This is a genomic window from Enterococcus sp. H57 (assembly GCF_003112495.1).
Classification (GTDB): Bacteria; Bacillota; Bacilli; order Lactobacillales; family Enterococcaceae; genus Enterococcus_B; species Enterococcus_B faecium.
The window spans coordinates 67,369-93,554 of record NZ_BEHC01000015.1; the positions used below are offsets into that span (position 1 = coordinate 67,369).

A 26,186-nucleotide genomic window follows, 5' to 3' on the forward strand; every position below is an offset into this window, starting at 1 on the left:
TGGTTCGATGAAAAAAGTTTTAGTTGCTAACAGGGGTGAAATCGCTGTACGTGTATTTCGTGCTTGTACAGAATTAGGAATTAAAACTGTTGGAATCTATGCAGAAGAAGATGAATATTCCGTACACCGTTTCAAAGCGGATGAAGCATATTTAGTAGGACAAGGAAAAAAACCGATTGATGCGTATCTAGATATTGAAGGGATCATTTCTATCGCGAAAGAATGCGGAGCTGACGCTATTCATCCGGGTTACGGTCTTTTGTCGGAAAACTTGAATTTTGCGCAACGGTGCGAAGAAGAAGGCATCATTTTTGTTGGACCCAAACTGCATCATTTAGATATTTTTGGAGATAAAATCAAAGCAAAAGCTGCAGCTATCGAAGCGGGGATTGCTTCGATTCCAGGCACAGATGGACCAATCGCTTCTATAGACGATGCCTTGGAGTTTGCGAAACAATACGGTTATCCGATTATGATCAAGGCAGCTCTAGGCGGCGGCGGACGCGGCATGCGTGTAGCTCACGATGAAAAGAGTGCAAGAGAGGGCTACGAACGTGCGAAAAGCGAAGCAAAAGCAGCCTTTGGTAGTGATGAAGTGTATGTTGAAAAATACATCGCTAATCCTAAACATATCGAAGTACAGATTCTCGGGGATACGCATGGAAACGTCATCCATCTTTTTGAAAGAGATTGTTCTGTTCAGCGCCGTCACCAAAAAGTAGTAGAAGTAGCGCCTTGTGTCTCTATGAATGAACAGCAACGTCAAAAAATCTGCCAGGCAGCTGTCCAATTGATGAAATATGTCGGGTATGTCAACGCAGGTACAGTAGAATTTCTTGTTGAAGGAGATGATTTTTACTTTATCGAAGTCAACCCTCGCGTCCAAGTGGAACATACGATCACAGAAATGATTACAGATATTGATATCGTAACAACGCAACTGTTGATTGCTCAAGGTTTGGATCTGCATAAAGAAATCGGATTGCCTCAGCAAGAAGGAATCAAATTAAATGGTTCAGCCATTCAATGCCGAATCACTACAGAAGACCCGTTGAATAACTTTTTACCAGACACAGGGAAAATCGATACGTATCGTTCACCTGGTGGTTTTGGCGTACGTCTGGATGTCGGAAATGCTTACGCGGGCTATGTAGTGACACCGTATTTTGATTCATTGCTAGTAAAAGTATGTACGCATGGTGCTACTTTTGAAACAGCCATTCAGAAAATGGAACGTTGCTTGAAAGAATTTAGAATCCGTGGAGTGAAAACAAACATTCCATTTATGCTCAATGTCATCACACATCCTGAATTCCAATCAGGAAATGCAAAAACAACCTTCATTGATAGTACAGCAACATTATTTGAATTTCCTCGACTACGAGACCGCGGAAACAAAACGATGAAATATATCGGTGAAATTACTGTGAATGGTTTTCCAGGTATCGAAAGTGGCGAAAAACCATTTTATGAAGAACCACGTATGCCTAAAGATCTAATCACAAGAACTGATTACGTAACGGCTAAGAATGTATTAGATGCGAAGGGTGCCGATGCTTTGGTCGAATGGATCAAAGGACAGGAAAATTTGTTGTTGACGGATACGACATTTAGAGACGCCCATCAAAGTCTGCTAGCAACTCGTGTTCGGACAAAGGATTTCAAGCAGATTGCACGTTTGACTGGAGAAGGTCTTCCTGAACTCTTTTCAAGTGAGATGTGGGGGGGAGCAACATTTGATGTGGCTTACCGCTTTTTGAATGAAGACCCTTGGCAACGGTTGAGAAAAATTCGTTCTTTAATGCCTAATACGTTGCTGCAAATGCTTTTCAGAGGTTCAAATGCCGTTGGGTATTCTAATTATCCTGACAATGTATTGGTGGAATTTGTCAAAGAAGCAGCAGCGCAAGGAATCGATGTATTTCGAATCTTTGATAGTTTGAACTGGACTCCACAAATGGAAAAAAGTATCCAAGCTGTACGGGATACTGGTAAAATCGCAGAGGCAGCTATTTGCTATACTGGCGATATCAACGATCCAAGTCGGGCAAAATACAATGTTCAGTATTATAAAGACATGGCAAAGGAACTAGAACAACTGGGTGCGCATATCATTGCAATCAAAGATATGGCTGGGCTGCTTAAACCGCAGGCAGCTTATCGTTTGATTAGTGAATTGAAAGAAACGACAGATCTGCCAATCCATCTGCATACTCATGACACCAGCGGGAATGGAATCATCACTTATTCTGCTGCTTCAAAAGCAGGAGTAGACATCGTTGACGTGGCAATGAGTGCAATGAGTGGGAATACTAGTCAGCCTAGCATGAGCAGCTTGTATTATGCACTGGTCAATGGTCCACGGCTGCCAGAAATCACGATTGAAAATGCACAGAAATTAAACCATTATTGGGAAGATGTGCGCATGTATTACAAACCGTTTGAAAACGGCTTGAATGCTCCTGAAACAGAAGTATATATGCATGAAATGCCAGGAGGACAGTATTCGAATCTACAGCAACAGGCAAAAGCTGTCGGATTAGGTCATCGCTGGGATGAAATCAAACAAATGTATCATACTGTCAACTTGATGTTTGGCGATATCGTTAAAGTAACTCCATCATCTAAAGTAGTTGGAGATATGGCACTATTTATGGTCCAAAATGATCTTACAGAAGAAGATATTTATGAAAAAGGCGAAACACTAAGTTTCCCTGAATCTGTTGTGACTTTCTTCCAAGGAGAACTAGGGCAACCCGTTGGCGGATTTCCTAAAAAATTGCAAAAGATTATTCTTAAAGGCAGACCTGCATTGAATGAACGTCCAGGTCTTTTGGCTGAATCAGTCGACTTCAACGAAGTAAAAAAAGAATTGGCAGAAAAAATTGGCTATGAACCAAAACAAGACGAAGTATTAAGCTATTTGATGTATCCGCAAGTCTTTTTGGACTATCAAAAAGCATATAATCAATTTGGCGATGTTACATTACTGGACACACCAACATTTTTCCAAGGTATACGTTTGGGTGAAACAATCAATGTACAAATCGAACGCGGAAAAACGCTTATCATTCGTTTAGATGAAATCGGAGAACCCGATATCGAAGGGAATCGCGTACTGTTCTTCAATTTGAATGGACAAAGACGTGAAATCACTATCAAAGATAATTCGATCATCAGTACGGTCCAAACCCGATTGAAAGCTGAACCGACAAACCGAGAACAAATTGGAGCAACGATGTCTGGTTCTGTTTTGGATGTATTAGTGAAAAAAGGCGATAACGTTAAAAAAGGTGATACGTTGATGATTACTGAAGCGATGAAGATGGAAACGGCCATCGAAGCACGTTTTGACGGAGAAGTCGCACATGTATATGTGTCTTCAGGAGACACTATTTCGTCTGGTGACCTTTTGATTGAAGTGACTGAGAAATAATAAGCGAAAGGTGGGGAAACATGAAAAGACTGGGTTTGTTTTGGCTGATTCTGCTATTAGTTATTGTGGCATTCTACATGGAACCAGTCTTGTTTCCGCCAAAACTTGAAGTGAAGGAAAACTCTGATCAACAAATAGCAAACCAAATGACAACGTGGAAATACCAGGAGCTTAAAGCAACTGGTTTTTCTACTTATATCGGAAAACCGATCGATCAGCTGGAAAAGGATTTTGGCCAAGCCTATGATCGATTAACTAGCGGATTTGGTTTTGAAACAAGATATTATGAAAATAAAGCTAGTCATCTCACATTTGAAGCGAACATCCAAGACAGCAGAGTCACAACTGTTAAAGTACTGCAAACAGGGCCTGCTGATATCGCGCCGTTTTATTTAGGGATGACGATGCAAGATCTTACGAAAATCACTACTATCTATACTAATTTCACTTTTGAGTACCATGATACAGAAGTTGGAATCGAACTAATGGAAGAGGATATGAATTACCGTCCGCTAATTGCTTTTGATAACGACACTTTTGCTATTTTATTTTTTGATCAAACAACAAACGGCCTATTTTCAGTTGTGTATTCAGATAAAGATAGTCTTTTGAAACTATTGCCATATCAAGTGTTTGGTGAAGGCCTTCCACATTATCAAGCAGATAAATCGGCTGATTGGGAATCAATCAATCGCGTTAAAGAACGAAAAAGTACGACTTTATTAAATATGCTTAGAAGAGAAGACGAACTTCCCATATACAATCAAACACTTGCCTTTCAAAACCACAGTCAGCTGCTACTACATGATTTTTTGACAAGGCCTGAGGAAATATTGTCAGAGGAACGTATGGCTGATTGGCAAAAATCGCTAGGCAGTGCTCAAACGACAGTGAAATTCTCACTGACGAATGATGAATTGGAGAAGTTAATCAGTAAACAAAAATTAGAAAATACTAGTGGGCTATTTATTCATCCGGCGATCGACGCTACTTTTTCGTTTTTATATTGGTACAGCGATCCTTACAACCATGACCGTTTCATGGACCCGGGAACGGATTCTGTAGGCATTGCTTTTTCTAAAGAAAATATGTTAGTCTTATTGCAAGAAGAAAACGGAGAAAGTAGTGATAGCAGTGATCGTTAACGAAGAGCTGTTTCAACTGGAGGATCAATGCCTCCGAGTCGCTGAAATGATAAAAAAGAGTAAAACGATGGCTTCTTATCTTGAACATAAACAGTCAATGGAAGAATCTGCAAAAGTTTGCCAGTTGAAAGAAGCGTTCTTGTCTAAGAAAGAAGCGTTTGAAAATGTAGCGGCATATGGTGAGTATGCACCTGATTATCGTGAAAAAAAACGAGCTGTTCGAAAAGCAAAAAGACAGCTTGATATGGATGAGCATGTTGCAGCTTTCCGATATAGTGAAACACAGCTGCAAAGTCTGTTGGATCAAATTGTCCAAGTACTTGCCGAAGAAGTTTCTAATGAAATCAAAGTAGATGCAGGTAGCCCGTTTTTTGAAACGAAAAAACACTTTGGATGCGGAGGTAATTGTCATGCAATTAGACAATAGTGAATTTGAAATAACAAAACGACGCGGGCTGATCGTATGGGTCTACAGCTTAAAACAATTAAAGAATCTGAAAAAGTTCGGCTTGTTGCATTATGTCTCAAGAAGAATGAAATATGTCGTGCTTTACTTAAATGAAGAGACATTTGAAGAAACAGAAGAACGAATCCGTAAATTACATTTTGTTCGAAACGTGGAACGTTCTTACCGACCGGATATCGAAATGAATTTTGCCGAAAAAATAGGAAACAAAACAGTATTAAAAGACGAAGGTTTCGAAATCGAAGAGCTAAATACAGAAATCCGATTAGCTGAACATCTTTAAAAATCTCTTATGAGCAGTTTTTAAATAAAAAATAACTTGGATAACGATCGATTTTTGATCATTGTCCAAGTATTTTTTTGTCTTTTTTTTGGTATACTAGTACCAGTACCATTTCTAAGGAGTGAGTAGATGCGGATAATATCAGGAAATTATGGCGGGCGCCGTTTAAAAAGTTTAGCAGGGGCGAACACCAGACCAACTACAGATAAAGTAAAAGAATCCATATTCAATATGATTGGACCATATTTTGATGGAGAGACAGTATTGGATCTGTTTGCAGGAAGCGGTGGTTTAGCTATCGAAGCAGTATCTAGAGGCTGCAGTCATGCGGTATGCGTAGACAAAAATTACCAAGCGCTAAAAATCATCAAAGAAAACATCGAAATTACGAAAGAACCAGAGAAATTTACCACAATAAAACTTGATGCGGACAAAGCAATCGAACGACTAGCAGCGGAGAAACAACAATTCGACTACTTGTTTCTTGATCCGCCATATGCAAAACAAAAAATAATCGATCAAATCCATAAAATGGAAGAACTGGGACTTTTTTCTAAAACCGCAGTTATCGTATGCGAAACGGATAAAACAGTCGAATTGCCAGAAACTGTGGCTGGATTCCATCAAATAAGAAAACAGATTTATGGCATAACGGCCGTAACTATCTATAGAAAAGAGGGAAATCAATGAAACGTGCATTATTCCCAGGAAGTTTTGATCCTTTTACAAAAGGTCACTTAGATACGGTGGAACGTGCGGCTAAATTATTCGATGAGGTAGTAATTGGTGTTTTTATCAATACTTCAAAGAAAAGTTTGTTTCCCCCAGAAGAAAGAGTGACATTGATCACAAAAGCTGTTTCTCATCTTCCTAATGTAAAAGTCATGAATCAAGAAAATCAATTGACGGTAGAAACAGCAAAAGAGATTGGTGCAGATGCGTTGATCAGAGGCATACGAAGTATCAAAGACTTTGAATATGAACGAGAGATTGCTCAGATGAATCATCATCTATATGATGAATTGGAAACTGTCTTCTTATTAGCAAAACCAGAATATAGTCACGTGAGTTCCAGTATTTTAAAAGAAGTACTGCACTTTGGCGGAGATGTGAGCAGCTACTTACCGCCAGTGATCAACGAAGCTTTAGCTGGAAAGCGTGAATCAAATGAAAGCTAAACAATGGTTGAAAACAGTACTGATTATCATATTTGGAATGTTGATCATTGGATTTGTAGTAGTTCCCTTGCCGTATTATGTAGAATCACCGGGAGCCACGATCGATCTGAAAGAACTAATTACGGTCAATGATAAGGAAGATAAAGGTTCTGGGTCTTTCTCTCTTACCTCTGTTGGTATCAGGCAAGCTACAGGTTTCTTAGCTTTAAAAGCTAAAATGACCCCTTTTGAAGAATTGATCAGTGAAGAAGAATTGACTGGTGGGGCGACAAATGAAGAATATAATCAAATGCAGCAGTATTATATGGATTCTTCCCAAAATGCAGCAATCGAACAAGCGTTAAAACTTGCAGACAAGCCTTATAAAATGGAATTCAAAGGCGTATATGTCATGAGTGTAGAGAAAACATCGAATTTCTTTGGCAAGCTTTCAGTTGGAGATACAGTAACAAAAGTAGACGGGAAAAGCTTTCAAAGTACAGAAGCATTTATGGATTATGTAAAAAGCCAAAAAGTTGGACAAACAATCGAAATCAGTTATTTGCATAATGGTGAAGAAAAAACAGCTTCTGGTGATCTGATCGAGTTACCAACAGATAAAAAGGCAGGAATAGGTATCACGCTTACTGACCATACCGAGATCGAATCAGATACAGATGTTCGTATTAATTCTGGCTCTATCGGTGGGCCATCAGCGGGATTGATGTTCACTTTAGAAATCTATGAACAAGTCACTGGTAAAAACTTGCGACATGGTAAGCAAATTGCAGGAACTGGAACGATCAACAGTGAAGGAGAAGTTGGCCGAATCGGAGGAATCGATAAAAAAGTGGCAAGTGCGGATAAAGCTGGCGTAGAGATTTTCTTTGCACCAGATGATACGATTTCAGTCGATGTTAAGAAAGAATATCCTGAAATAAAAACCAACTACGAAGAAGCAAAAGCTGCCGCTAAAAAATTGAATTCCTCAATGAAAATCGTACCAGTAAAAACAGTACAAGAAGCGCTTGACTATCTAGAGAAAATGAAATGAAACTAAATAATTAAAGAGGGGTTGTGACACGAGTTCTGTCACACCCCCTCTTTTTCGTCAAAAATCTTCACGATAAAAATAAAAACAAAAGAAAAAATTGACGTAATTAGATGTTGAAGGGACGATTTTGCCAGAGCTCACTGTTTCTTCAATTTTAAATGAAAGGAGTAATGAATGATTTTTACTGGTCATTCTTTGAAAAAAGAACAATGATAGAAAAAATCAGCAAGAAAATACTAGCTTCACCCAAATTGATCATTTGGATGTCTATGATAGTTCTTATCTTTTGTATCGCAAGTGGTTTTTTATTGTCAAATCTGCTATTTTATAGAGAACCAGAAGAGACTGCTGCAAAAGAAATACTTTCTCCGTTTAGTTCCAGTGGAGAAGATCCATCAGCTGAAGGAAACGATGTAGAAGAGGATGCTCGTCCAAAGGTCATGTACACCGATATCAAAGGAAGTGTGAAGGAGCCTGGTATCTATTCCTTTTCTTCAGAAGAACGGGTCTATGATGTACTAAAGCGTGCAGGTGGATTATTAGAAGAAGCGGATAGCGATCGAATCAACTTTTCTGCGAAGATAGAAGATCAGCAAGTCCTATATATCCCTGCTGTAGGTGAAGAGCTGCCAGAACATCTTGATCAGTTGGCATCCTCGGAAGGAAAACAGCCTACAGCAGATTCCGAGCCTCCCAAAATAAATATCAATACAGCCACTCCATCAGAACTTCAGCAGATTCCTGGGATCGGATCAGTCAAAGCGCAAGAAATCATTCGATTTAGAGAAGAAAACGGATCCTTCCAGAAAGTGGAAGACCTGCAGGAGATTTCTGGTATCGGTGAAAAGACAGTTGAAAAACTAAAAAACTTCGTTACAATTAAATAGAATGATTCAAAATCGACTGGCACGAGCAATAAATGGACGCTAATGGATACTAAGAATAATCCAATTCTAAGAGCTTGGCAGGACGAGGAGGTAGTATTTTTGGATAGGAAATAGCTTGATTGTTCGCAAAGAAACATTAAAAAAACCAATGCTGAATGTCTATCTCCAAAATAAAATATCTGGGATTCATATTATGAATACGGCTGTCAGCGGCAATAACAGTCAAGCTCTACGAGAACGCTTTGCCAAAGATGTACTTAGCTATACAGCAGATAAAGTATTTATTCTCATTGGGACGAATGATCTAGCAGAGCATAAACAACTTTCTAAAGAAACGTACCAAAAAATCTGCAGTGGATGATAGTTCAGCTGAAAAAAGACTATAGTTCTGATCATGCTTTCTTTATCACGCCACCAGCAGTCGATGAGACAAAACAAAAATATCGGAATAACAAGTTGATCAAAGAATATATCTCTGTTCTCACAGAAGTAGCAAAACGCCATGATTGTGAAGTATCGATTTTTATACGGAATTTCTTGAACAAATGGATTCGAAGAATTTTTATAATGGGCTAATGGATGACGGACTTCATTTCGGCAGTGAAGGGTAGGATCTTTTGTCAGACAGGATGATTCGTTATATTTAAAGAATATTTTGTTTAAGCAATGAGTACTTTTTAATCAACTTGAAAAAAGGGAGGAATATAAAACATGTTAGAAAAATCTTCAAAAGCATGCGATACGAATAAAGAAAAAGTTACTGATAAGTCACATAATGAACGCATTCCTTGGGACCAGTACTTTATGGCTCAGGCAGTACTGTTATCTTTACGTAGTACGTGTACACGTTTAGAAGTAGGAGCGACACTCGTTCGAGAAAAAAGGATCATTGCTGGCGGCTATAATGGAGCAGTCAGTGGAGATGTCCACTGCATAGATGAAGGGTGTTACGTCGTGGATGGACACTGCTTGCGAACGATCCATGCAGAGATGAATGCACTCCTACAGTGTGCAAAACTTGGTATCCCGACGGAAGGTTCAGAAATCTATGTCACACATTTTCCATGTTTGGCCTGTACAAAGGCTTTGTTGCAAGCTGGTGTGAAAGGGATCAATTATCTCCATGACTATCGAAATGATCCTTATGCCCAAGCGTTGATCGAACAATTAGGTGTATCTGTACACCAAGTTGCTTTAGACTCACAGCATTTTTCAAAACTTCAAAATGAATTAACAGGAAAACATGTCTAGCGTTTTAGAAAGGCATGTTCGAAATCGGTTGATTTTTCCGGCAATTACGTCGATGATTATCTGTTTGTTGTATTACACTGACAATTGGGGTTATCGTTTGCTTCTTGCCGGAATTTTTTTATGGTTTTCGCTAAAAGAAGGACGTTTTATCGCGTACTTGTGTATTTTGTGTAGCATAACGGTATCCATTTCTTATAGGCTACAAGAGTATTCATTTTTAGAGGAAAAAACAACATCTGCGCAAATTACTGTATTTACAGATACGATTCGTGCAAATGGTAATTTTTTGACAATGGAAGGAAGGTTATCAGAGAATAAACAAAAGCTCCAGCTTTCTTATCAAGTAAACACAGAAGCAGAATTGAAAACATGGCTTAACTTCCGAGGAAAGGGAATAGAATTGACTGCTGAAGGCGAGTTCATCTCTCCAGCAAAAAAGCGGAATCTTTATAATTTTGACCAAGAAGCTTACTTCAGGAACCATAGAATTTCTGGACGGTTCCAAATTCAAAAGATTGAACAGATCACCATGCAAAATCACTGGCGAAACTGGCTTCAGAGAAAAAGAGGATCTTTTATCTCCTTTGTCCAATCTGAATTTCCGCAAAAAACAAGTGTATATATTAATTCTTTATTATGGGGCTATAAAGATGCAGGATTCAGAGAATCAGAAGAAATTTTTAGGGAGAGTGGTTTGCTGCATCTGTTCAGTCTATCGGGTCTACACATCCAATTTTATTTAGGGTGGCTGTATTATTTATTTCGACGTATCGGATGGCCACTACACGTCAGTATTATTCCGTTGAGTCTACTAACTATCTGTTATGTTTCTATTGCAGGAAGTTCTATTTCTGTTTTGCGTGCTAGTTTGCTGTTTTTATTGCGATTGCTAGTCAAATTGCTGAATAAGCATTATTCCACCATGGACTTATTTGCAGTTGTCTTTTGGCTTCTTTTACTATTTGATCCTCGATTTCTTTTTCATGCGGGTGGACAGCTTAGTTTTTTCATGAGTTTTTTGTTTATCCTGATTTCTTTTGATGGAGATTGGTTGAAAAAAACGGCCTCTCACGTCCTGTTTACTATGATCACGATGCCGTTGATTGTATGGCATTTTTATGAGTGGTCTATTTTAGGTAGTCTTTTTACATTACTGATTGCACCGGTATTCAAGTTTCTTTTTCTTCCTGGTGTGTTATTTCTCACACTCTTCAATCGCTGGCTGCCGGAAACTTTACTATTGCTGATAGAAGAGGGATTAATCTTATTTGAGCGAATAATCGATTTTTCTTCAGGGTCGTCTCTCATTATAGGACGTTTGCCCCTTGTGCTATCTGGGATGTATATTTTCGGATTACTGATTTGTACGGATAGGTTGAAAGAACAACCTGTGAAACACTTGTTTTATGTTGGTCTTTTTTCTTTTATTTTTTTGACTTTGCCATTTTTACGCTTTTCTTCAACGATCGCTTTTATCGATGTCGGTCAAGGAGACAGTATCTTTTTGCAAAGTCCTTTTCGAAAAGAAACGATTTTGATCGATACTGGAGGTCAGTTACACTTTGAAAGAGAAAAGTGGGCGCAAGGTATGATACGTCCTCCTGCTGAAAGAAATATCGTTCCATATCTAAAAGGTCAGGGGATAAGTGTAATCGATAAACTCATCTTGACACATGACGATACGGATCATGTGGGAGAATTACCCACGTTATCTCAGCATTTTACTATCAAAAAAATTTATATCGGTTGGGGCGCTGGACGAAATGAGCCATTACAAAGGCATTTATCTGAAGCTCAAAAAAATGGTACTGAGATCATTGAAATCAAACATGGGGACAGGATCAGCGGTTATTATGATCTTTATGTATTGACTCCTTTTGAAAAGGGAGAGGGAAGAAATGAAGATTCGATTGGTCTATGGATGGAATATAACAATAGGCGCTTTTTATTTTTAGGAGATTTGAATCAAGCAATGGAAAAACAATTGCTTTTGATTTATCCTAATCTGAAAGCCGATGTAGTCAAATTAGGTCATCACGGTAGCCGTACGTCAAGTAACACAGATTTTCTTTCCCATATTGAAGCAAAACATGGGATTATATCCTGCGGCGTAAATAATCGTTATGGTCACCCGCACAGCGAAGTATTGGAGACACTAGAAGAAAATCAGATAAAAACATGGCGAACGGATCAACAAGGAATGATCACCTATCGCTGGCATCCAGTTTTTCATCCTCATGGGCTAGTGGAAACAATGATAGACTAGTAATTCTCATCTGCTCATGGTAGGATAATTTTTGAAAGTGGTGAGTAATTTGAGTATACAAGCAGAGTTACAAAAAATACGTAAAGAAAAACTTGCATCTTGTTACTTGATTTTAGGAACAGAAAAGTTTCTCCAAGATCAAGTTCGGACAGAGATTGTCAAAAAAATCCAATTAGAGGGCGAAGATGACTTAAATTTTTTAAGTTTTGACATGGAAAATGCAAGTTTAGATGAGGTAGTAGCTGAAGCAGAGACGTTGCCGTTTTTCGGAGATCAACGGTTAGTATTCGTAGAGAATCCTTATTTTTTAACAGGTGAAAAAGTAAACAATGGAATCGAACAAAATACTGATTTATTGACGGCTTATTTGAAAGAACCATTAGAATCGACTGTATTAGTATTCTTTGCGCCATATGAAAAGTTGGATGAACGGAAAAAAGTAACGAAACAATTGAAAAAAACAGCAATCATCGTCAATGTCCAACAGTTGAATGAAAAAGAAGTACGTCAATATCTGATGAATACCTTAGAGAATACCTCAATCAAAATGGAACGAAGTGCAATTGATTTATTCTTGAGGTTGACCGACTTAGATTTATCCAAAATGATGAGAGAGTTACAGAAATTGGTCCTTTATGGACAAAATCAACAGCAAATCACGGTAAGAGAAGTAGAAGAATTAGTTCCTAAAACGTTAGAACATAATATTTTTGACATGACCCAATATATTTTAAAAGGGAAGACGGAACAAGCTTTGCGTTTATACGAAGATTTAGTTATGCAAGGGGAAGAAACAATCAAAATTAATGCGATTTTGCTTTCTCAATTACGTTTATTTTTACAGACAAAATTTCTTGTAAAGATTGGTTATCAGCAGGCAAATATTGCTGAAACATTGAAAATCCATCCATATCGTGTAAAACTTGCCATGCAGGAAGTAAAAAAATTCGATGAACATTTGCTGGTACAGTTGTTTGATCAATTAGTTGAGATGGATTATCAAATCAAAACGGGACAAATCGAAAAAGAATTAAGTTTTCAACTATTCGTTTTGCGCACAGGGCAGTTGTTAAGAAATCGATAAGAAGAAAGACGAGGGCAAAGCATGCGGGAAGGTCGTTTGTTTTTGTCCTTTTTTTGACAAATAAAAAAATCGGCCGAAGCCGATTCTTTTATTTAGCGATTTTTTTGCTTAAACGAGATTTGTCGCGGTTAGCTTTGTTTTTGTGGATTAGACCTTTTGATTCAGCCATATCAATAGCTTTAACAGCTTCTTTATATAACGCATCTACGTTGTCAGCACCTGAAGCTACAGCATCTTCAAATTTTTTGATTGCAGTACGCATAGCGCTTGTTTGAGATGAATTTTTCACATTAGCGTTTTCGCTTGTACGAACACGTTTGATTGCAGATTCAATGTTTGGCATTAGTTTCACCTCCGATAACTTAAGTTCTTACGCGTGTTACCGCATAATTCAACATTCATTATTATACCTAAAGGCAGCGTGCTTTGCAATATGAACATGACAAGTTTTTTTCCTTAACAGTCTTTTATTAGGATTTTTTTTCAGTAAAAACGGATAGTACAAGCTGAAAAAAATCAAAAAGACGCTATTGTGGGAGGCAATAGCGTCAAACCAAACTAGATTTTTATTTATCTATTTAAACAAAGTTTGAATGGGAATGTTTGGTACTAAGTTATTATATAACAAAGAGAACCGTTTGCAAAGTTTTTTTTGAAAAGGGATACGATTCCCTGTTGTTCTTTGTTTTTCTATTAAGAAACTGCAGTTATTTTATAACCAGTATCCTTTGATCAGTAAAGGCTATTCTGGTGTACCGATTATTTTAATGTATTCATCGATATTTTTTATCAACATTTTTTTTATGACCAACTGGTTCCGACGGTTCCATTTGCCACTTACTTCCAGCACATATTTATTTAGGGGCAAACGTAAGATATATTTTGCCAAATAGCGATCTTTAAGCAGGCCATTGATCACACGGTCCTCAAGCTGCAAGTTGATCCCAGTCAGCATCATTGGCTGTTCTTGTAAAACGTACGTATCAATTAAAAGACCTTCAAAAGTTTCCACAAGCGTCTTCCTTTCTTTTCAAAGTAACCTGAAAACAGGCACTAATTCTTCCATTTTGATATTCGTTGAAGTGGATGCGATCATTCTTTCTTTTGTCCACTGTAATCTAGTATAACAAAAAAGAGCAGAAGAGCCAAAAAGAAAAAAGAGCATCGAATTCTATAGGAAGTCTCATTGGCATGGCCTAAATTATTACAAAACATTGATTAAAAAAAGCCCCTGCATCGCAGGAGCATCCCCTATATCGTTTTAATAGGTCAATCAAAAAGCAGTATCAAACACATTTTGTATCAAATCAGGAAATAATAGATAAGCTAAGCCCAGAATCAAAAGTACCGCTAGAAGAAACCAGCCGATTGTTCCTATGAAATACTTTAATTTTTCGAACATTGTATCACCTCGTTGTCAGTATATCACGGATCAGTAAATTGGGGGTGTTAAGAATCTCCTAAAATAGACAAAATTTGTTCTATTTTCCTAAAGCAAATACTTGTAAGATACAGTAAGTGATACCAGAAGCAATGACCGGTCCGGCGGCGATTCCTCTTAAGAAGACAACACCTAAAATCGTGCCGAAAACAAGTGCAACAGTGATTTGTGGATCAGAAGCAATCAATCCTACACCCTTGGAAGATAAGACAGCCACTAGCCCACCGCAAAAAACAGCTACCCAGCCAATAGGGGATTTAAAGGCTTCTAATAGATCACGTAGACCGATTTCTCCTGTTGCGATAGGGATTAGAATAGCCGCTGTGATGATCGTCACCCCAATATTGATTCCTTTGCCTTGAAGCCAAGGGAAAAAGGAACGGGAGGCTGGTATGAGCTTCATAATCAAAACAAAAGCTGCCGCTATCATCAGACTTTGATTCTTAGCTAAAATTGCTACAAGTAAAATAATTCCTAAAAAAAGCCAACTTTCCATGAAATATATTCCTCACTTTCTTCGAAACAATCATAACATGTTTTTAGAAAGTTGCAAAAGTAAGAATTCATCCTTCAAGACCTATTCATAAGCTGTTTTTTTCATAAAATAAACAAAATCATAAAAAAACACTTTGCTTATTTGACAGAAGACAGCCGCGCTTTGTATAGTGGACAAGACTTACATTTTTTTGAAGAATCAGAAAGATCAGGTAAAGGTCTTAGTAAACGCAAGCCATTCAGAATAACCAATATTGTGCTTCCTTCGTGTCCTACAACTCCAAGAGGTAGATTTAAAAATTGCAGGAAGTTAGAAGCAATCAACAAGAGAATAACAAGAATCGAAAAAATAATATTTTGTTTGATGATCCGCCGCATTTTTAAAGATAGCCGATGACTGTAGACAAATTTATTTAAGTCGCTTTTCATTAAGACGATGTCTGCGATATCCATAGCGGCATCTGTCCCTTGCCCCATAGCGACACCTAAAGAAGCGGCTGCTAAAGCAGGCGCATCATTGACTCCATCACCAACCATCGCATTTACTTGGTAAAGTTCATTCTCTTTTTTGACTAGTTGTGTTTTTTCTTCCGGAGTACAGCTTGCATAGTAATGTTCAATCCCTACTTGTTCAGCAATGGCCTTTGCTGTGCCAGAATGGTCGCCGGTTATCATACTTGTATGGATGTTTTGGGATTTAAAGTAGGAAATTACTTGTTGGGTATTTGCTTTTGGAATATCTAGCAGACCTAAAACAGCAATTAACTGCTGATCTTTAGAAAGATAAATCACGGTTTTGCCTTGATTTTCCAAACGTTCGATCATTTCCGCAATCTCTTTGCTGATTATCATCGTCTCAGGATCATATGCGTGCTTGCCAACTTTCCATTGCGCACCTAAATAGGTAGTTTGTAATCCAAAACCAGTAATTTCTTCTATTGGTAAGTATTGGATTTCTTCAGGTATTGTGCAATTGAAATATTGCAAAATCGCATGAGCAAGTGGATGCGTCGTTTTTTGTTCCATAGCAACAAGAAGTTGTTGTGCCAAATCCTTTTCATCAAAGAAAAAGCTGTCAGTTACAACTGGTTTTCCTTTAGTGAGCGTTCCTGTTTTATCAAAGGCAATCGCTTTTAATTCAGAAAGCTTTTCTAAATGGATACCGCCTTTGATTAAAATCCCATTTTTTGCAGAATTTGAAAGAGCAGCTAGAGAAGCTGGTGTAGCAGATGCGACAAGCGCACAAGGAGAAGCCACAACTAATAATACCATTCCTCGATAAAAGCTTTCATCCCAACTCCAACCTAGGAAAAAGTGGGGGAGAAGGATCATTAGAGGAACAGCAAGCAAAATCAATTTTACATAATTATTTTCGATTCGTTCGATAAATGAAGCTGTTTGAGTTGGCGTATTCTGCGCTTCTTCTACTAATTGGATAATCTTAGCAAAGACAGTTTCGGAACTCGTTTTTGTTACTCGAATCGTGATGGGATTTCCTTGATTCAGCGTTCCTGCATACATCTCATCGCCTAAATATTTTTCTACAGGCACAGATTCACCGCTTAATGCAGACTCATCGATCGTTGCCTGTGTGCTTTCTAAAAAGCCATCTATCGGAACAGCTGCTCCTTTAGCGACAAATACCAAGTTATCCACCTTTAGTTGAGAAACATCTACTTCTTGCATTTGTCCATTTTCTTTTAATAATTGGGCTTTTTGTGGTTGAAGATTCATCAAAGCAGTAATTTCTTTTTGACTTTTATTAGTTGTGTATTCCTCTAATGCACCGCTTAAACAAAAGATGAATGTCAACATTGCTCCTTCAAAGTAATTACCGATCAAACAGGCACCAATAGCAGCTAAAGCCATCAATAAATCCACATTCAGTGTCCGATCATTCCACAATTCTTTCAAGCCTTCCGATGTTTGTTTATATCCACCGATGATAATGGCACTGATATAAAAAAGTGGGGTGATGGTAAGAGAGAATCGGTCGAAGATAAAACCGAAGATCATAAATAAAAGGCAGCCGATTGTTGCTGCAAAAGCTTTTTTCTGATTAGTCATCGTTATTAGACCTCCTTGTCAAAACAAGGATAGCATAATAAAAATGTAATTGATAATAATAACAGCTAAATGAGAACGATAATGGTTATCATTTGGTGATTAAGCTTGATGTTGTTTTTATTATTTATAATGATTATTATTAAAGAAAATAAAAAACCAGAACATTTCTCAAATAAGAGAAGTGTTCTGGTTTTTTCTACATTGCAATAAACCAATAACCAATCAAAATGATACCAAGGATAATACGATACCAGCCAAAAGCGGTAAAGTCGTTTTTCTTCAAATAGCTTAGTAAGAATTTGATAGCTAAGACGGAAACCACAAAAGATACGAATGTTCCTACAAGAAGAACAACAGTTTCTTCCATTTTGAATGAATTCCCTTCAGCTAAATATTTGACGATCTTCAAGCCGCTTGCGCCAAACATGACAGGAATCCCTAAGAAAAATGAAAACTCTGTAGCGACAAAACGCGAAGCACCAATCAAGATAGCTCCTAGGATCGTTGCGCCAGAACGGGATGTTCCGGGAACAAGTGCCAAGACTTGGAATAACCCAACAAGAAGAGCTGCTTGGTACGTAAAGTCATTCAGAGAAGTCCAACGAGGTGTTTTGTTTTTGTTGCGTTTTTCGACAATAATAAAGGCAATACCGTAAACGATCAAAACAATGGCAACTGGTAAGAACTTGTGGAAATTTGCTTCTAACCAATCATCCAAAGGCAAACCAATGATGATGGCTGGTATGCAAGCAACGATCACTTTAAACCAAAGTGTCCACGTATCTTTTTTTTCTACCGTTGATTTACTTGGAGAAAATGGGTTTAACTTGTGAAAATAAAGAACGACGACAGCCAAGATCGCCCCTAATTGGATAACGACATTGAACATCGACATAAATTGTGAACTGGCATCCAGTTTGATGAATTCATCTGCTAGGATCAAATGACCAGTACTACTGATGGGCAGCCATTCCGTTATTCCTTCAATAATACCGAGAATCACTGCTTTGATAATATTTGCAAAAAACATAAATTCCTTCCTTCCCAATTAAGATACATCTTATAGTATACCGTTATTTTTTGAGAAACCCAATCTGTTTTTTAATATTAAGAAAAACTTGAGAAATAAAGCAGATAAGTACACGAAGAGAAAAAAGAAGACAAAGCCCTCGTTCAGACTTTGCCTTTTATGATTCTCTGGTAAAAATTAAAATATCCCCATTATAGAAACGAGTCGCGACTATGTGTTTTCCCGTTATCGATATAAGACGTATCATTGATGCCGTGGATAGAAAATCGACCGTTTGCATAAGTGACCTTTGTTACGCTGCCATTTAAAAGCCCAGCACGAACAGGCTGTTTAGGATCGATCAGATTAAGCAAAAAGGCGATCGTCAAACCATGAGATACGACTAAAACATTTCCACCACCATTTTTTTCGCAGTGATGGGCGATATCTTCAAATCCTGTCCATACACGGTCTCGCAATGTTTCATAAGTTTCCGCCCACCCAGCGGTATCTAAGTTGTATACAGCATTAGCAATTTGTTCAAAAGAAACTTCTGTGGTAAACATTTCATCATATGTTTTAAAATTCAATACACGAGGGATCACACCCCACATTTCCATGTCATATCCACCTTCAAGAGACCCGAAACACCATTCTCTAATCCTTTTTTCAATAAAATAAGGAATTTCTTTTCCCTTAGAATGTTCTCCTAGAATAATACGGGCAGTTTCGATCGCACGACCACTGTCACTAGAATAAGCAAATGAAAAGTCGACATTTTTTAACCCGCGACCTAAATAATGAATGCCTTCTTGTCCTTGCTTTGTGAGGGGTGTATCACACCAGCCTTGTACTCGTTCAATTGTATTGAACATCGTTTTTCCGTGTCGTACGATATAAAGTGTAGTTTCTGTCATTTTATTCTCCTCCTAAGTCGTTTTAACGATTGAAAAAAGGATTTGTCCTTTTTTCCTGTTCAATCGTCGTTGCATCGCCATGTCCTGGATAGACTGCAAATTCATCAGGTAATACAAACAGCTGGGTCCGAATACTATGAAGTAATTGTTCTAAATTCCCTGTATACAGATCGGTTCTACCGATACTTCCTCTAAACAGGGCGTCGCCAGAAACGACAAAATCATCAAAAATAAAGCTGACGCTTCCTATAGAATGCCCTGGGGTAGGGACGACGCGAAAAGACATGTTTCCTAAAGTATAAGTTTTCATTTCAAATTCATATTCTGCAGGCGAGACAATAACATCAGCAATATCATCATGTCTACCGAGTCCAGAAAGATTCAAAATCGGATCACCTAGCCATTTTTGCTCTAGTGGGCTGACATAAACTGGGATTTGATAATACGCGCGTAAAGGTTCCACTGCACCGATATGATCGTAGTGGGTATGGGTAAGCAAAATCGCTACCGGCTGTTGGTTTGTTTTTTTGATTTCTTGTTTGATTCGTTCCGCATCTTCTCCAGGGTCAATGATCAAAAGTGCTTCTTCGTTGTAGACCAAATAACAGTTTTCTTCAATCATTCCTGTTTTTAATCTTTCGATATGCATGTGCATTCCTCCTTGATAGCCAAAACTTCTTTCATCCATTAGTATAACGCATTCATTGCTAGGAAACAAAAACAGGTACTTATTTCTCTTTACTTATCTGAATTATCAGACTATATGAAAAGTATTTGGATATTCTAAAGAGAAGGAAAGTAAGTTTTCATAGCATTTTAATATGTCCTTGTTACATTAGATTCATCCAAAAATCCAAATTCTATATCCTATATCCCTGCCTAATCAGCAGGGTGTTTTTTTATGTTTGGAAAGAGAGCTCTTTTTGCTAAACTAGGTTTTTTCAGGTAATCTTAGAGAGAAAGAGGTGGTGGAAATGATCAAACAGTCAAAAATATCTGTGCGGCACTTAGTAGAATTTATTTTGCGACGTGGAAGTATCGACAATCGTAAAAAAAGTAACCATACTGCATTAGAAGGAGCGAGAATCCACCGCAAGCTCCAAAAAGATGCGGGAGAAAACTATGAAAAAGAAGTCTTTTTAAAAACAACAGTTCAATTAGATGAATATCACCTGATCGTTGAAGGCCGTGCAGACGGTATTTTCAAAAGAGACGGTATTTATTATATAGATGAAATCAAAACCTCCGAACCACGATTTGAAGATTTAGAACCAGAACAAGTGGAACTTTTCTTTCATCAAGCAAGGGTGTATGCCTATATCTATAGTCAAGAACATGATTTACAAGAAATAAATCTGCAATTGACTTACTTCCAGACGGCAGAAGAAGTGATCACGAGAAAGGTTGAACATCAGACAAGAGAGCAGTTAGAAACTTTTTTTAAAAAGCTGACTGAAGATTATAAAGAATGGCTTGTTTTTCAAGAAAACTGGCGCACTGTACGCAATGCCTCTTTGATGGCTTTGAAATTCCCCCATGATGAGTATAGGAAAGGTCAGCGTGAACTAGCGGTAGCTGCTTATAAAACGATCCGTACGAAACAGAAATTGTTTGTAGAAGCACCTACGGGAACAGGAAAAACAATCTCTACGTTATTCCCCGCTTTGAAAGCTGTAGGGGAAGAAGAGGGAGAAAAGATCTTTTATCTAACGGCTAAAACAATAACTAGACAAGTAGCTGAAGATGCTATGACAGCATTAAAAGATACAGGAGCTGAAGTAAAAAGTGTCACTTTGACGGCGAAAGACAAGATCTGCTTTTTAGATGAGACGACCTGTAATCCAGATCAGTGCCCATATGCCAATGGTTATTACAATCGGATTAATGAAGGTTTATGGGATCTTTTGAATCATGAGAATCAGATCACTCGTGAAGTCATCGAAACTTATGCAAGAAAGCATACACTTTGTCCTTTCGAACTATCATTAGATGTCAGTATCTGGTGTGACGTAATCATTGGGGATTACAATTATTTATTTGATCCAACTGTTTATTTAAGACGTTTTTTTGAAGATGAAAAAAACGAGGACTATCTGTTTTTGATTGACGAAGCACATAATTTGGTGAATCGTTCCCGAGAGATGTATTCGGCAGAACTATCTTATGAAAAAACGAAACGAAGTAAGGAAGCTATACCAAAGGAATTCAAAAAACTTCATCGCCGTTTCAACAAACTATTAAAAGAATTTGATTCGATCCGAGAAATAGCAAAAGAAGATCATTGGGATTATCATCATCAAAAAGCACCGGCTGAATCTTTAGTAAAGGCAGGTTATCAATTAAGCGAAAAAATTAAAGAATGGCTGGCAGAATTTCCTGAGCACCCATCACAAGAACAATTGCTTCCTTATTATTTTGATTTGCTTCATTTTTTGAAGGTCAGTGAATTTTATGATGATCACTACGAAACAACAGTCGAAAAAACGTATCGCGATCTGATAGTAAAAGAGTTTTGTATTGATCCAAGCTTGTTTCTTGAGCAGTCGTTGGATAAAGGAAAAAGCAGTATTCTTTTTTCTGCTAGTTTTTCACCACTCTCTTATTATCAGGAAACACTGGGGGGACAAAAAAGTCTGGCTTACAAACTGCCGAGTCCTTTCCCAGAAGGAAACCAGCAAGTTTTCATCGCAAATTACCTAGAGACGACTTATCGAAAAAGGGAACACAGTCTGGCAAAATTAGTAGAGACGATTCATGCTTTTGCTGATGGAAAGGTCGGGAATTATTTCGTTTTCTTTCCTTCTTATCAGTATTTAGATCTTGCGGTGGAAGCATTCAGACAGCAATATCCCGACAGCAATGTGCTAATCCAAGAAACGGACATGAATGAGGAAGAACGCGAACGATTTTTAACAAAATTTCAAACAAATCCCGCTGAAACATTGATTGGATTTTGCGTACTTGGCGGGATTTTTTCAGAAGGAATCGATTTGAGAGGGGACCGATTGATCGGCAGTATGATCGTAGGTGTAGGTTTGCCGCAGATGAATCATGAGCAGGAACTGATCAAATCATATTATGATGAGAAGGAACACCTTGGATTTGCTTACGCTTATCAGCTTCCTGGAATGAACAAAGTCTTGCAAGCTGGTGGTCGAGTGATTCGTGGCATGGCGGATCAAGGAATCGTTGTATTGGCAGATCAACGATTTTCTAGTTTTTCTTATCGACGTTTATTCCCACAACATTGGCAAACAGCAAGAGAAGTACGAAGTGTTGGGGAATTGGAAGAAGGAATACAGCGTTTTTGGTTATCAAAAGAAGCAGTAAATCAAAAAAACGAGGAATGACAGACGTCAGCCTCGTTTTTTGATTAACGATAGTTAGTGAATTGCAACTCGATTGGTAAGTCAAGTTTACGTAATAAAGCAATCACAGCTTGTAGATCATCACGGTTCTTACCTGTCACTCTAATCTGATCTTCTTGGATTTGTGCTTTTACTTTCAGTTTTTCATTTTTGATAGCTGTAGTGATTTTCTTCGCGTTTTCACGATCGATTCCGTTGACCAAATCGGCAGTTTGTCGAGCTTTGCCACCTAGAGCGTGTTCCGATTCAGAAAAATGGATATTTTTGATTGGTACATTTCTTTTGATCAGCTTACCAAATAATACATCTTTGATCTGTTCGATTTTGAAATCATCATCGCTCAATACAACTAGATTGCTGTTCTCTAATTTGATTTCTACTGTAGAATCCTTGAAGTCAAAGCGATTGGACAATTCTTTTGTTGTTTGCTGAATCGCATTTTTTACTTCTTCTGTATTGACTTCTGATACAATGTCGAAGCTAGCATCTTTTGCCATAGGAACCCTCCTGATATACATATAAATATTTACCATACATCTATCTTATCATAGGATTAGGGCAGATTCTTACCTGTTTGCTAAAATTCTTCTCATTTGAGTTCGAAGTATTTTATTTTAATAGATAAACTGTTATTCTTACATTTGGAATACCAAAGTAGGGGAGAGGTGCTTGTGAGTAAAATTATGACTGCGTATCATAAAAATGAAAGATTAAAGAAAATAGTGGTTATTTTGATAACCGGATTGACCGCTGCGGTCGCTTTAAATTATTTTTTGATTCCAGCCAATGTCTTTTCTGCAGGGATGAATGGGATCGCTCAAATCATTTCCTCGCTTTTATATGAATGGTTTCATATCAAGATAGACACAGGAACATTTATTTTTCTTTTGAATATCCCTGTGTTTGTATTAGGGTTTCTCAAAGTAGGAAAACGAGCAACGATCCTTAGTTTTGTGAATGTTGTATGTGTATCGGTGATGACGATGCTGCTTCCAGTCGGACAGATCACTGATAATATTTTGATGAATGCCCTAGTAGGCGGTGTTTTATTAGGTCTTGGCGTAGGATTATCTTTAAAAATGGGCTTTACAACTGGTGGGATGGATATCATCTCTCTTGTACTTTCACAAACAACTGGAAAAACAGTCGGAAACTACATGCTGATTCTAAATGGTATCATTGTAGTCATCGCAGGCTTCTTCTTTAACTGGGAAAGTGCCTTGTATACGATTATTTCCATTTATGCAATGACTCAAGTAATTGATGCCATCCACACGAGTCATCAAAAAGTAACTGCAATGATCGTTACCGTCAAGCCAGAAGAGGTAACAGAAGAACTAGCAAAACGGATGGTACGTGGAATGACATTACTGCCGTCTGTCGGTGGCTATTCAAAAAAACAAGGGAACATGATCATGATGGTCATCACCCGCTACGAAATGTATGATCTTGATCAGATCGTTCATGAAATCGACGACGATGCATTTATCAATATTTTACCAACTCATTCAGTATTTGGCCGGTTTGCAAATGAAAACGAACAAAAAATGTATCGAACAACTGGCGTATTGCCAGAAATAAAAAATCGTTCACAAAAAAAATGAGGAATCAGGTTTATTTTAGAATAAATTTAATCTATTACATCTAATAAGAACATTTTTATAAATTTAAACGAGAATCTTCCTTCTAAATTCTCATTTACAAGCAGCTAAAAAAAGAGTATGATAAATAAAAATCGTGTTAAGGAGTGTCGTACGATGAGCGAAGCAAACCAAGAACGGTCTGGACAAGAAATAGAACTAATCAAAGAACGTATTCTTGCTGCCTTGGAAATGGTGATTGATCCTGAATTAGGAATCGACATCGTCAATTTAGGCTTGATTTATGATATAGAATTCAATCCTGAAAATGGAGAAACAGTCATTAAGATGACATTAACAACTATGGGCTGTCCATTAGCAGATATTTTAACAGAATCTATCCATGACGCATTAAAAGAAGTGCCAGAAGTAACGAAAGCAGAAGTCAAACTAGTCTGGTATCCAGCATGGACGACAGATAAGATGAGCCGTTATGCACGGATTGCGTTGGGGATACGATAGAAATCTTGGCTGACTAGCTATGAGAAGCAAATAGGAAAAACAAAAAAGCCTTTTATCCTTTCTAGAAGAAAAGAGATAAAAGGTTTCTTTGTTTATAAAATTTTGTCTGCTATATTATAAGTTAATTAAATAAATGTGTTCTATTGATAAAGGACATTCAAATCCCTTTCCTTTTGGAATCCTTCTTTTTTACATCAGTTTGATTTTCGTATAGTATTCTTTCTCATCTTCACGATAAATCGCAGCCCCATTTTTTTGTTGTGCTTTAAGACTGCCAAGATTTTTTTTATTTACAGACAAAAGTGCCTCATCAATGCCGATTTTTTTTGCCTCTTGTAGTACTAATGCTAATCCTTGTGTGGCATATCCTTTTTTACGATAATTAGGGGAGATGCCGTAACCAATATGGCCAGCGCTGTTTCTTAATGTTTCGTTCAGTTTATGGCGCAAATTAAAAATTCCTACATACTCATGTTCATCACTTTCTAAAATAAAGACGGTTGCGGGAACGTAACTCTCAGGAAGATCGATTCCTAAAGACGTTTTTTCGCATTTTTTTACATAATCTAAAAATTCAGCAAATGTATAGCCATAAGCATTGTTGATAAATCCACTCTCATTTGGTCCAAAGCTAGTTTGTAGCTGATAAGCTTTCTTTAAATCTGCTTCCCATAGTTTGATCAGTTTCATCGTATTCACCTCTTTAAGTAACCTTATTCATTTGTTTTCTACTATAGCACTATTGTTGTAAATAGCCATGCCTATTTTTATTTATTGTGTCATATCGTATTAAGAATCATCGAACAATACAAATATGAATTACAATAAAAAAATTATTTGAAGTTCGTTCATTCGTTACTTATGATCTCTAGAAGAAAGAAAACGTGAATTACTTCAGCGTCTAGAATTCCAGAAGGATAGTAACCAACAGAAGAAATAATCAATATCCAAATGAAAGAAGATAGCTGAATCGAGAAAAAGAGGAAAAAAGAAATGAAGAAAAAAATAAAATAGTTACTAATCCCAGAGTCGTTCGTTTAACATTGAAATCGATCATATGGATAAAACAGATTTTTTCACCAACCCTCAATAGATGATGGAGTTGCTCGGATGAATTATTTGTGTAGATGGCATAAGGGAGGGCGTACAGAAATGAAAAAGAACAAAAATATGTTCTTGACAAAAAACACATGTAATCCTAAACTAAAAGATGTGATGCGGCTATGGCGGAATTGGCAGACGCGCTAGCTTCAGGCGCTAGTGAGGGTGACCTCGTGGAAGTTCGAGTCTTCTTAGCCGCATAATTTGTTTTTTTGAGAAGGAAAAAAGATATCGACGGAGTTTCTCTGTTGATATCTTTTTTTATAAAGAGAAGGTACACCTGGAGCGATGAGAAAGAAAATAACATATTATCTAAAAGAATATAGGAAAAATTTTAAACAACGGAACCAGATTCAAATAAATCAAAAAAATTTGTGTGAAGGTGGGACAGTTTAAAACCTAATAGATTGATTCAAATAGTAGATTTATAGATTCTGATACAAGAAATACTGGCAAACGTTAGTTAAGGAATCAAGACTAAACTTAAACTCAAAAAGAGGTCATGCGAAAGAATAAATCGCATGACCTCTTACTATATTTTGAATGTGTTTAAACGTTCAAATAATGAATCTTAGTACCAACCGTTTGCTTCCCAGAATGCTTTCGCCGCTTCCCAAGAACCATAACGTGAAGTAACATATTGTTCTGCTACTCTTT

26 protein-coding genes, 1 tRNA gene and 1 pseudogene are annotated in these 26,186 nt (G+C 37.5%); 17 read left to right on the forward strand and 11 right to left on the reverse strand.

Annotation, left to right across the window (positions count from 1 at the left end; genetic code table 11):
- The first annotated feature begins 7 nt into the window (after positions 1-7).
- The 13 genes from DIZ30_RS05025 to holA all read left to right on the forward strand — a co-directional run bounded on the left by DIZ30_RS05025 (position 8) and on the right by holA (position 13,029).
- Entirely contained in the window at positions 8-3,436 is a 3,429-nt protein-coding gene (locus tag DIZ30_RS05025) for a pyruvate carboxylase (protein WP_002288741.1), read from the forward strand.
- Positions 3,437-3,456: 20 nt separating this feature from the next.
- On the forward strand, positions 3,457-4,581 hold the full coding sequence (locus DIZ30_RS05030; protein ID WP_109023125.1) for a CAP-associated domain-containing protein: 1,125 nt from the start codon (positions 3,457-3,459) through the stop codon (positions 4,579-4,581).
- Complete coding sequence (locus DIZ30_RS05035) at positions 4,562-5,008, forward strand: YlbF family regulator (protein WP_002298984.1); 447 nt, start codon at positions 4,562-4,564, stop codon at positions 5,006-5,008. The genes DIZ30_RS05030 and DIZ30_RS05035 overlap by 20 nt, the downstream gene beginning before the upstream one ends.
- Positions 4,992-5,330: a YlbG family protein gene (locus DIZ30_RS05040; RefSeq protein WP_002295490.1), complete on the forward strand. Its 339-nt coding sequence runs from the start codon at positions 4,992-4,994 to the stop codon at positions 5,328-5,330. Before DIZ30_RS05035 ends, DIZ30_RS05040 begins: the two co-directional genes overlap by 17 nt.
- A 129-nt stretch (positions 5,331-5,459) precedes the next feature.
- Positions 5,460-6,020: a 16S rRNA (guanine(966)-N(2))-methyltransferase RsmD gene (rsmD, locus tag DIZ30_RS05045; protein WP_002295491.1), complete on the forward strand. Its 561-nt coding sequence runs from the start codon at positions 5,460-5,462 to the stop codon at positions 6,018-6,020.
- Positions 6,017-6,508, forward strand: coding sequence for a pantetheine-phosphate adenylyltransferase (coaD, locus tag DIZ30_RS05050; protein WP_002298982.1), 492 nt, complete (start codon positions 6,017-6,019; stop codon positions 6,506-6,508). Before rsmD ends, coaD begins: the two co-directional genes overlap by 4 nt.
- The gene (locus tag DIZ30_RS05055; protein WP_002298980.1) at positions 6,498-7,541 is read left to right on the forward strand and encodes a SepM family pheromone-processing serine protease; all 1,044 of its coding nucleotides are present in this window, start codon (positions 6,498-6,500) and stop codon (positions 7,539-7,541) included. Before coaD ends, DIZ30_RS05055 begins: the two co-directional genes overlap by 11 nt.
- Before the next feature lie 158 nt (positions 7,542-7,699).
- On the forward strand, positions 7,700-8,428 hold the full coding sequence (locus DIZ30_RS05060) for a helix-hairpin-helix domain-containing protein (protein WP_025477425.1): 729 nt from the start codon (positions 7,700-7,702) through the stop codon (positions 8,426-8,428).
- Positions 8,429-8,543: 115 nt separating this feature from the next.
- Positions 8,544-8,789 (forward strand): SGNH/GDSL hydrolase family protein, encoded by a 246-nt coding sequence (locus DIZ30_RS05065; RefSeq protein WP_002297231.1) that lies wholly within the window; start codon positions 8,544-8,546, stop codon positions 8,787-8,789.
- On the forward strand, positions 8,786-9,004 hold the full coding sequence (locus DIZ30_RS05070; protein WP_002295502.1) for an esterase: 219 nt from the start codon (positions 8,786-8,788) through the stop codon (positions 9,002-9,004). The genes DIZ30_RS05065 and DIZ30_RS05070 overlap by 4 nt, the downstream gene beginning before the upstream one ends.
- Before the next feature lie 135 nt (positions 9,005-9,139).
- Entirely contained in the window at positions 9,140-9,679 is a 540-nt protein-coding gene (locus DIZ30_RS05075) for a ComE operon protein 2 (RefSeq protein WP_002295503.1), read from the forward strand.
- Entirely contained in the window at positions 9,672-11,945 is a 2,274-nt protein-coding gene (locus DIZ30_RS05080; RefSeq protein ID WP_109023126.1) for a DNA internalization-related competence protein ComEC/Rec2, read from the forward strand. Before DIZ30_RS05075 ends, DIZ30_RS05080 begins: the two co-directional genes overlap by 8 nt.
- A gap of 37 nt (positions 11,946-11,982) precedes the next feature.
- Positions 11,983-13,029 (forward strand): DNA polymerase III subunit delta, encoded by a 1,047-nt coding sequence (gene holA / locus DIZ30_RS05085; RefSeq protein ID WP_002324118.1) that lies wholly within the window; start codon positions 11,983-11,985, stop codon positions 13,027-13,029.
- An 88-nt stretch (positions 13,030-13,117) separates the two neighbouring features.
- Here holA and rpsT read toward each other — a convergent pair whose 3' ends face one another.
- The 8 genes from rpsT to DIZ30_RS05120 form a co-directional block, all read right to left on the reverse strand.
- Positions 13,118-13,372, reverse strand: a complete 255-nt coding sequence (rpsT, locus tag DIZ30_RS05090; RefSeq protein WP_002292188.1) for a 30S ribosomal protein S20 — start codon at positions 13,370-13,372, stop codon at positions 13,118-13,120.
- 399 nt (positions 13,373-13,771) lie between these two features.
- Positions 13,772-14,041, reverse strand: coding sequence for a hypothetical protein (locus DIZ30_RS05095; RefSeq protein WP_002289125.1), 270 nt, complete (start codon positions 14,039-14,041; stop codon positions 13,772-13,774).
- Positions 14,042-14,302: 261 nt separating this feature from the next.
- Positions 14,303-14,431 carry a hypothetical protein gene (locus tag DIZ30_RS13845; protein WP_002295511.1) on the reverse strand — a complete coding sequence of 43 codons (129 nt, stop codon included), beginning with the start codon at positions 14,429-14,431 and terminating at the stop codon, positions 14,303-14,305.
- A gap of 79 nt (positions 14,432-14,510) precedes the next feature.
- Positions 14,511-14,966, reverse strand: coding sequence for a DUF441 domain-containing protein (locus tag DIZ30_RS05100; RefSeq protein WP_002289123.1), 456 nt, complete (start codon positions 14,964-14,966; stop codon positions 14,511-14,513).
- Between the two features lie 137 nt (positions 14,967-15,103).
- A complete protein-coding gene (locus DIZ30_RS05105; protein WP_109023127.1) occupies positions 15,104-17,032 on the reverse strand; it encodes a heavy metal translocating P-type ATPase in 1,929 nt (642 codons plus the stop codon).
- 196 nt (positions 17,033-17,228) lie between these two features.
- Positions 17,229-18,062, reverse strand: coding sequence for an undecaprenyl-diphosphate phosphatase (locus DIZ30_RS05110; RefSeq protein WP_002298973.1), 834 nt, complete (start codon positions 18,060-18,062; stop codon positions 17,229-17,231).
- 191 nt (positions 18,063-18,253) lie between these two features.
- The gene (locus tag DIZ30_RS05115; protein WP_002289120.1) at positions 18,254-18,958 is read right to left on the reverse strand and encodes a histidine phosphatase family protein; all 705 of its coding nucleotides are present in this window, start codon (positions 18,956-18,958) and stop codon (positions 18,254-18,256) included.
- 22 nt (positions 18,959-18,980) lie between these two features.
- On the reverse strand, positions 18,981-19,607 hold the full coding sequence (locus tag DIZ30_RS05120; protein ID WP_002289118.1) for an MBL fold metallo-hydrolase: 627 nt from the start codon (positions 19,605-19,607) through the stop codon (positions 18,981-18,983).
- Between the two features lie 325 nt (positions 19,608-19,932).
- On the opposite strand from DIZ30_RS05120, the gene DIZ30_RS05125 reads away from it, so the two are divergent.
- Complete coding sequence (locus DIZ30_RS05125; protein WP_002323574.1) at positions 19,933-22,308, forward strand: ATP-dependent DNA helicase; 2,376 nt, start codon at positions 19,933-19,935, stop codon at positions 22,306-22,308.
- Between the two features lie 23 nt (positions 22,309-22,331).
- On the opposite strand, the gene DIZ30_RS05130 is transcribed toward DIZ30_RS05125, so the two are convergent.
- On the reverse strand, positions 22,332-22,823 hold the full coding sequence (locus DIZ30_RS05130) for a YajQ family cyclic di-GMP-binding protein (RefSeq protein WP_002289115.1): 492 nt from the start codon (positions 22,821-22,823) through the stop codon (positions 22,332-22,334).
- Between the two features lie 186 nt (positions 22,824-23,009).
- Here DIZ30_RS05130 and DIZ30_RS05135 point away from each other — a divergent pair, with 186 nt between their 5' ends.
- Together DIZ30_RS05135 and DIZ30_RS05140 are read left to right on the forward strand one after the other, a co-directional pair.
- On the forward strand, positions 23,010-23,930 hold the full coding sequence (locus DIZ30_RS05135; protein WP_002289114.1) for a YitT family protein: 921 nt from the start codon (positions 23,010-23,012) through the stop codon (positions 23,928-23,930).
- Positions 23,931-24,083: 153 nt separating this feature from the next.
- On the forward strand, positions 24,084-24,428 hold the full coding sequence (locus DIZ30_RS05140; protein WP_002289113.1) for a metal-sulfur cluster assembly factor: 345 nt from the start codon (positions 24,084-24,086) through the stop codon (positions 24,426-24,428).
- 189 nt (positions 24,429-24,617) lie between these two features.
- On the opposite strand, the gene DIZ30_RS05145 is transcribed toward DIZ30_RS05140, so the two are convergent.
- On the reverse strand, positions 24,618-25,118 hold the full coding sequence (locus DIZ30_RS05145; RefSeq protein WP_002300172.1) for a GNAT family N-acetyltransferase: 501 nt from the start codon (positions 25,116-25,118) through the stop codon (positions 24,618-24,620).
- A gap of 527 nt (positions 25,119-25,645) precedes the next feature.
- Between DIZ30_RS05145 and DIZ30_RS05150 the strand changes: the two genes are divergently transcribed.
- Positions 25,646-25,729: transfer RNA gene (locus tag DIZ30_RS05150), tRNA-Leu, on the forward strand.
- 371 nt (positions 25,730-26,100) lie between these two features.
- Here DIZ30_RS05150 and DIZ30_RS05155 read toward each other — a convergent pair.
- A pseudogene (locus tag DIZ30_RS05155) lies at positions 26,101-26,186 on the reverse strand (peptidase M23); the annotation flags it as partial.

Excerpts from the sequence above, each read along its gene's own strand:
- DIZ30_RS05025 (WP_002288741.1), top strand. The coding sequence starts at position 8 with ATGAAAAAAGTTTTAGTTGCTAACAGGGGTGAAATCGCTGTACGTGTA.
- DIZ30_RS05030 (WP_109023125.1), top strand. The coding sequence starts at position 3,457 with ATGAAAAGACTGGGTTTGTTTTGGCTGATTCTGCTATTAGTTATTGTG.
- DIZ30_RS05040 (WP_002295490.1), top strand. The coding sequence starts at position 4,992 with ATGCAATTAGACAATAGTGAATTTGAAATAACAAAACGACGCGGGCTG.
- rsmD (WP_002295491.1), top strand. The coding sequence starts at position 5,460 with ATGCGGATAATATCAGGAAATTATGGCGGGCGCCGTTTAAAAAGTTTA.
- coaD (WP_002298982.1), top strand. The coding sequence starts at position 6,017 with ATGAAACGTGCATTATTCCCAGGAAGTTTTGATCCTTTTACAAAAGGT.
- DIZ30_RS05055 (WP_002298980.1), top strand. The coding sequence starts at position 6,498 with ATGAAAGCTAAACAATGGTTGAAAACAGTACTGATTATCATATTTGGA.
- DIZ30_RS05060 (WP_025477425.1), top strand. The coding sequence starts at position 7,700 with ATGAAAGGAGTAATGAATGATTTTTACTGGTCATTCTTTGAAAAAAGA.
- DIZ30_RS05070 (WP_002295502.1), top strand. The coding sequence starts at position 8,786 with ATGATAGTTCAGCTGAAAAAAGACTATAGTTCTGATCATGCTTTCTTT.
- DIZ30_RS05075 (WP_002295503.1), top strand. The coding sequence starts at position 9,140 with ATGTTAGAAAAATCTTCAAAAGCATGCGATACGAATAAAGAAAAAGTT.
- DIZ30_RS05080 (WP_109023126.1), top strand. The coding sequence starts at position 9,672 with ATGTCTAGCGTTTTAGAAAGGCATGTTCGAAATCGGTTGATTTTTCCG.
- rpsT (WP_002292188.1), bottom strand. The coding sequence starts at position 13,372 with ATGCCAAACATTGAATCTGCAATCAAACGTGTTCGTACAAGCGAAAAC.
- DIZ30_RS13845 (WP_002295511.1), bottom strand. The coding sequence starts at position 14,431 with ATGTTCGAAAAATTAAAGTATTTCATAGGAACAATCGGCTGGTTTCTT.
- DIZ30_RS05100 (WP_002289123.1), bottom strand. The coding sequence starts at position 14,966 with ATGGAAAGTTGGCTTTTTTTAGGAATTATTTTACTTGTAGCAATTTTA.
- DIZ30_RS05105 (WP_109023127.1), bottom strand. The coding sequence starts at position 17,032 with ATGACTAATCAGAAAAAAGCTTTTGCAGCAACAATCGGCTGCCTTTTA.
- DIZ30_RS05110 (WP_002298973.1), bottom strand. The coding sequence starts at position 18,062 with ATGTTTTTTGCAAATATTATCAAAGCAGTGATTCTCGGTATTATTGAA.
- DIZ30_RS05115 (WP_002289120.1), bottom strand. The coding sequence starts at position 18,958 with ATGACAGAAACTACACTTTATATCGTACGACACGGAAAAACGATGTTC.
- DIZ30_RS05120 (WP_002289118.1), bottom strand. The coding sequence starts at position 19,607 with ATGCATATCGAAAGATTAAAAACAGGAATGATTGAAGAAAACTGTTAT.
- DIZ30_RS05125 (WP_002323574.1), top strand. The coding sequence starts at position 19,933 with ATGATCAAACAGTCAAAAATATCTGTGCGGCACTTAGTAGAATTTATT.
- DIZ30_RS05130 (WP_002289115.1), bottom strand. The coding sequence starts at position 22,823 with ATGGCAAAAGATGCTAGCTTCGACATTGTATCAGAAGTCAATACAGAA.
- DIZ30_RS05135 (WP_002289114.1), top strand. The coding sequence starts at position 23,010 with ATGACTGCGTATCATAAAAATGAAAGATTAAAGAAAATAGTGGTTATT.
- DIZ30_RS05140 (WP_002289113.1), top strand. The coding sequence starts at position 24,084 with ATGAGCGAAGCAAACCAAGAACGGTCTGGACAAGAAATAGAACTAATC.
- DIZ30_RS05145 (WP_002300172.1), bottom strand. The coding sequence starts at position 25,118 with ATGAAACTGATCAAACTATGGGAAGCAGATTTAAAGAAAGCTTATCAG.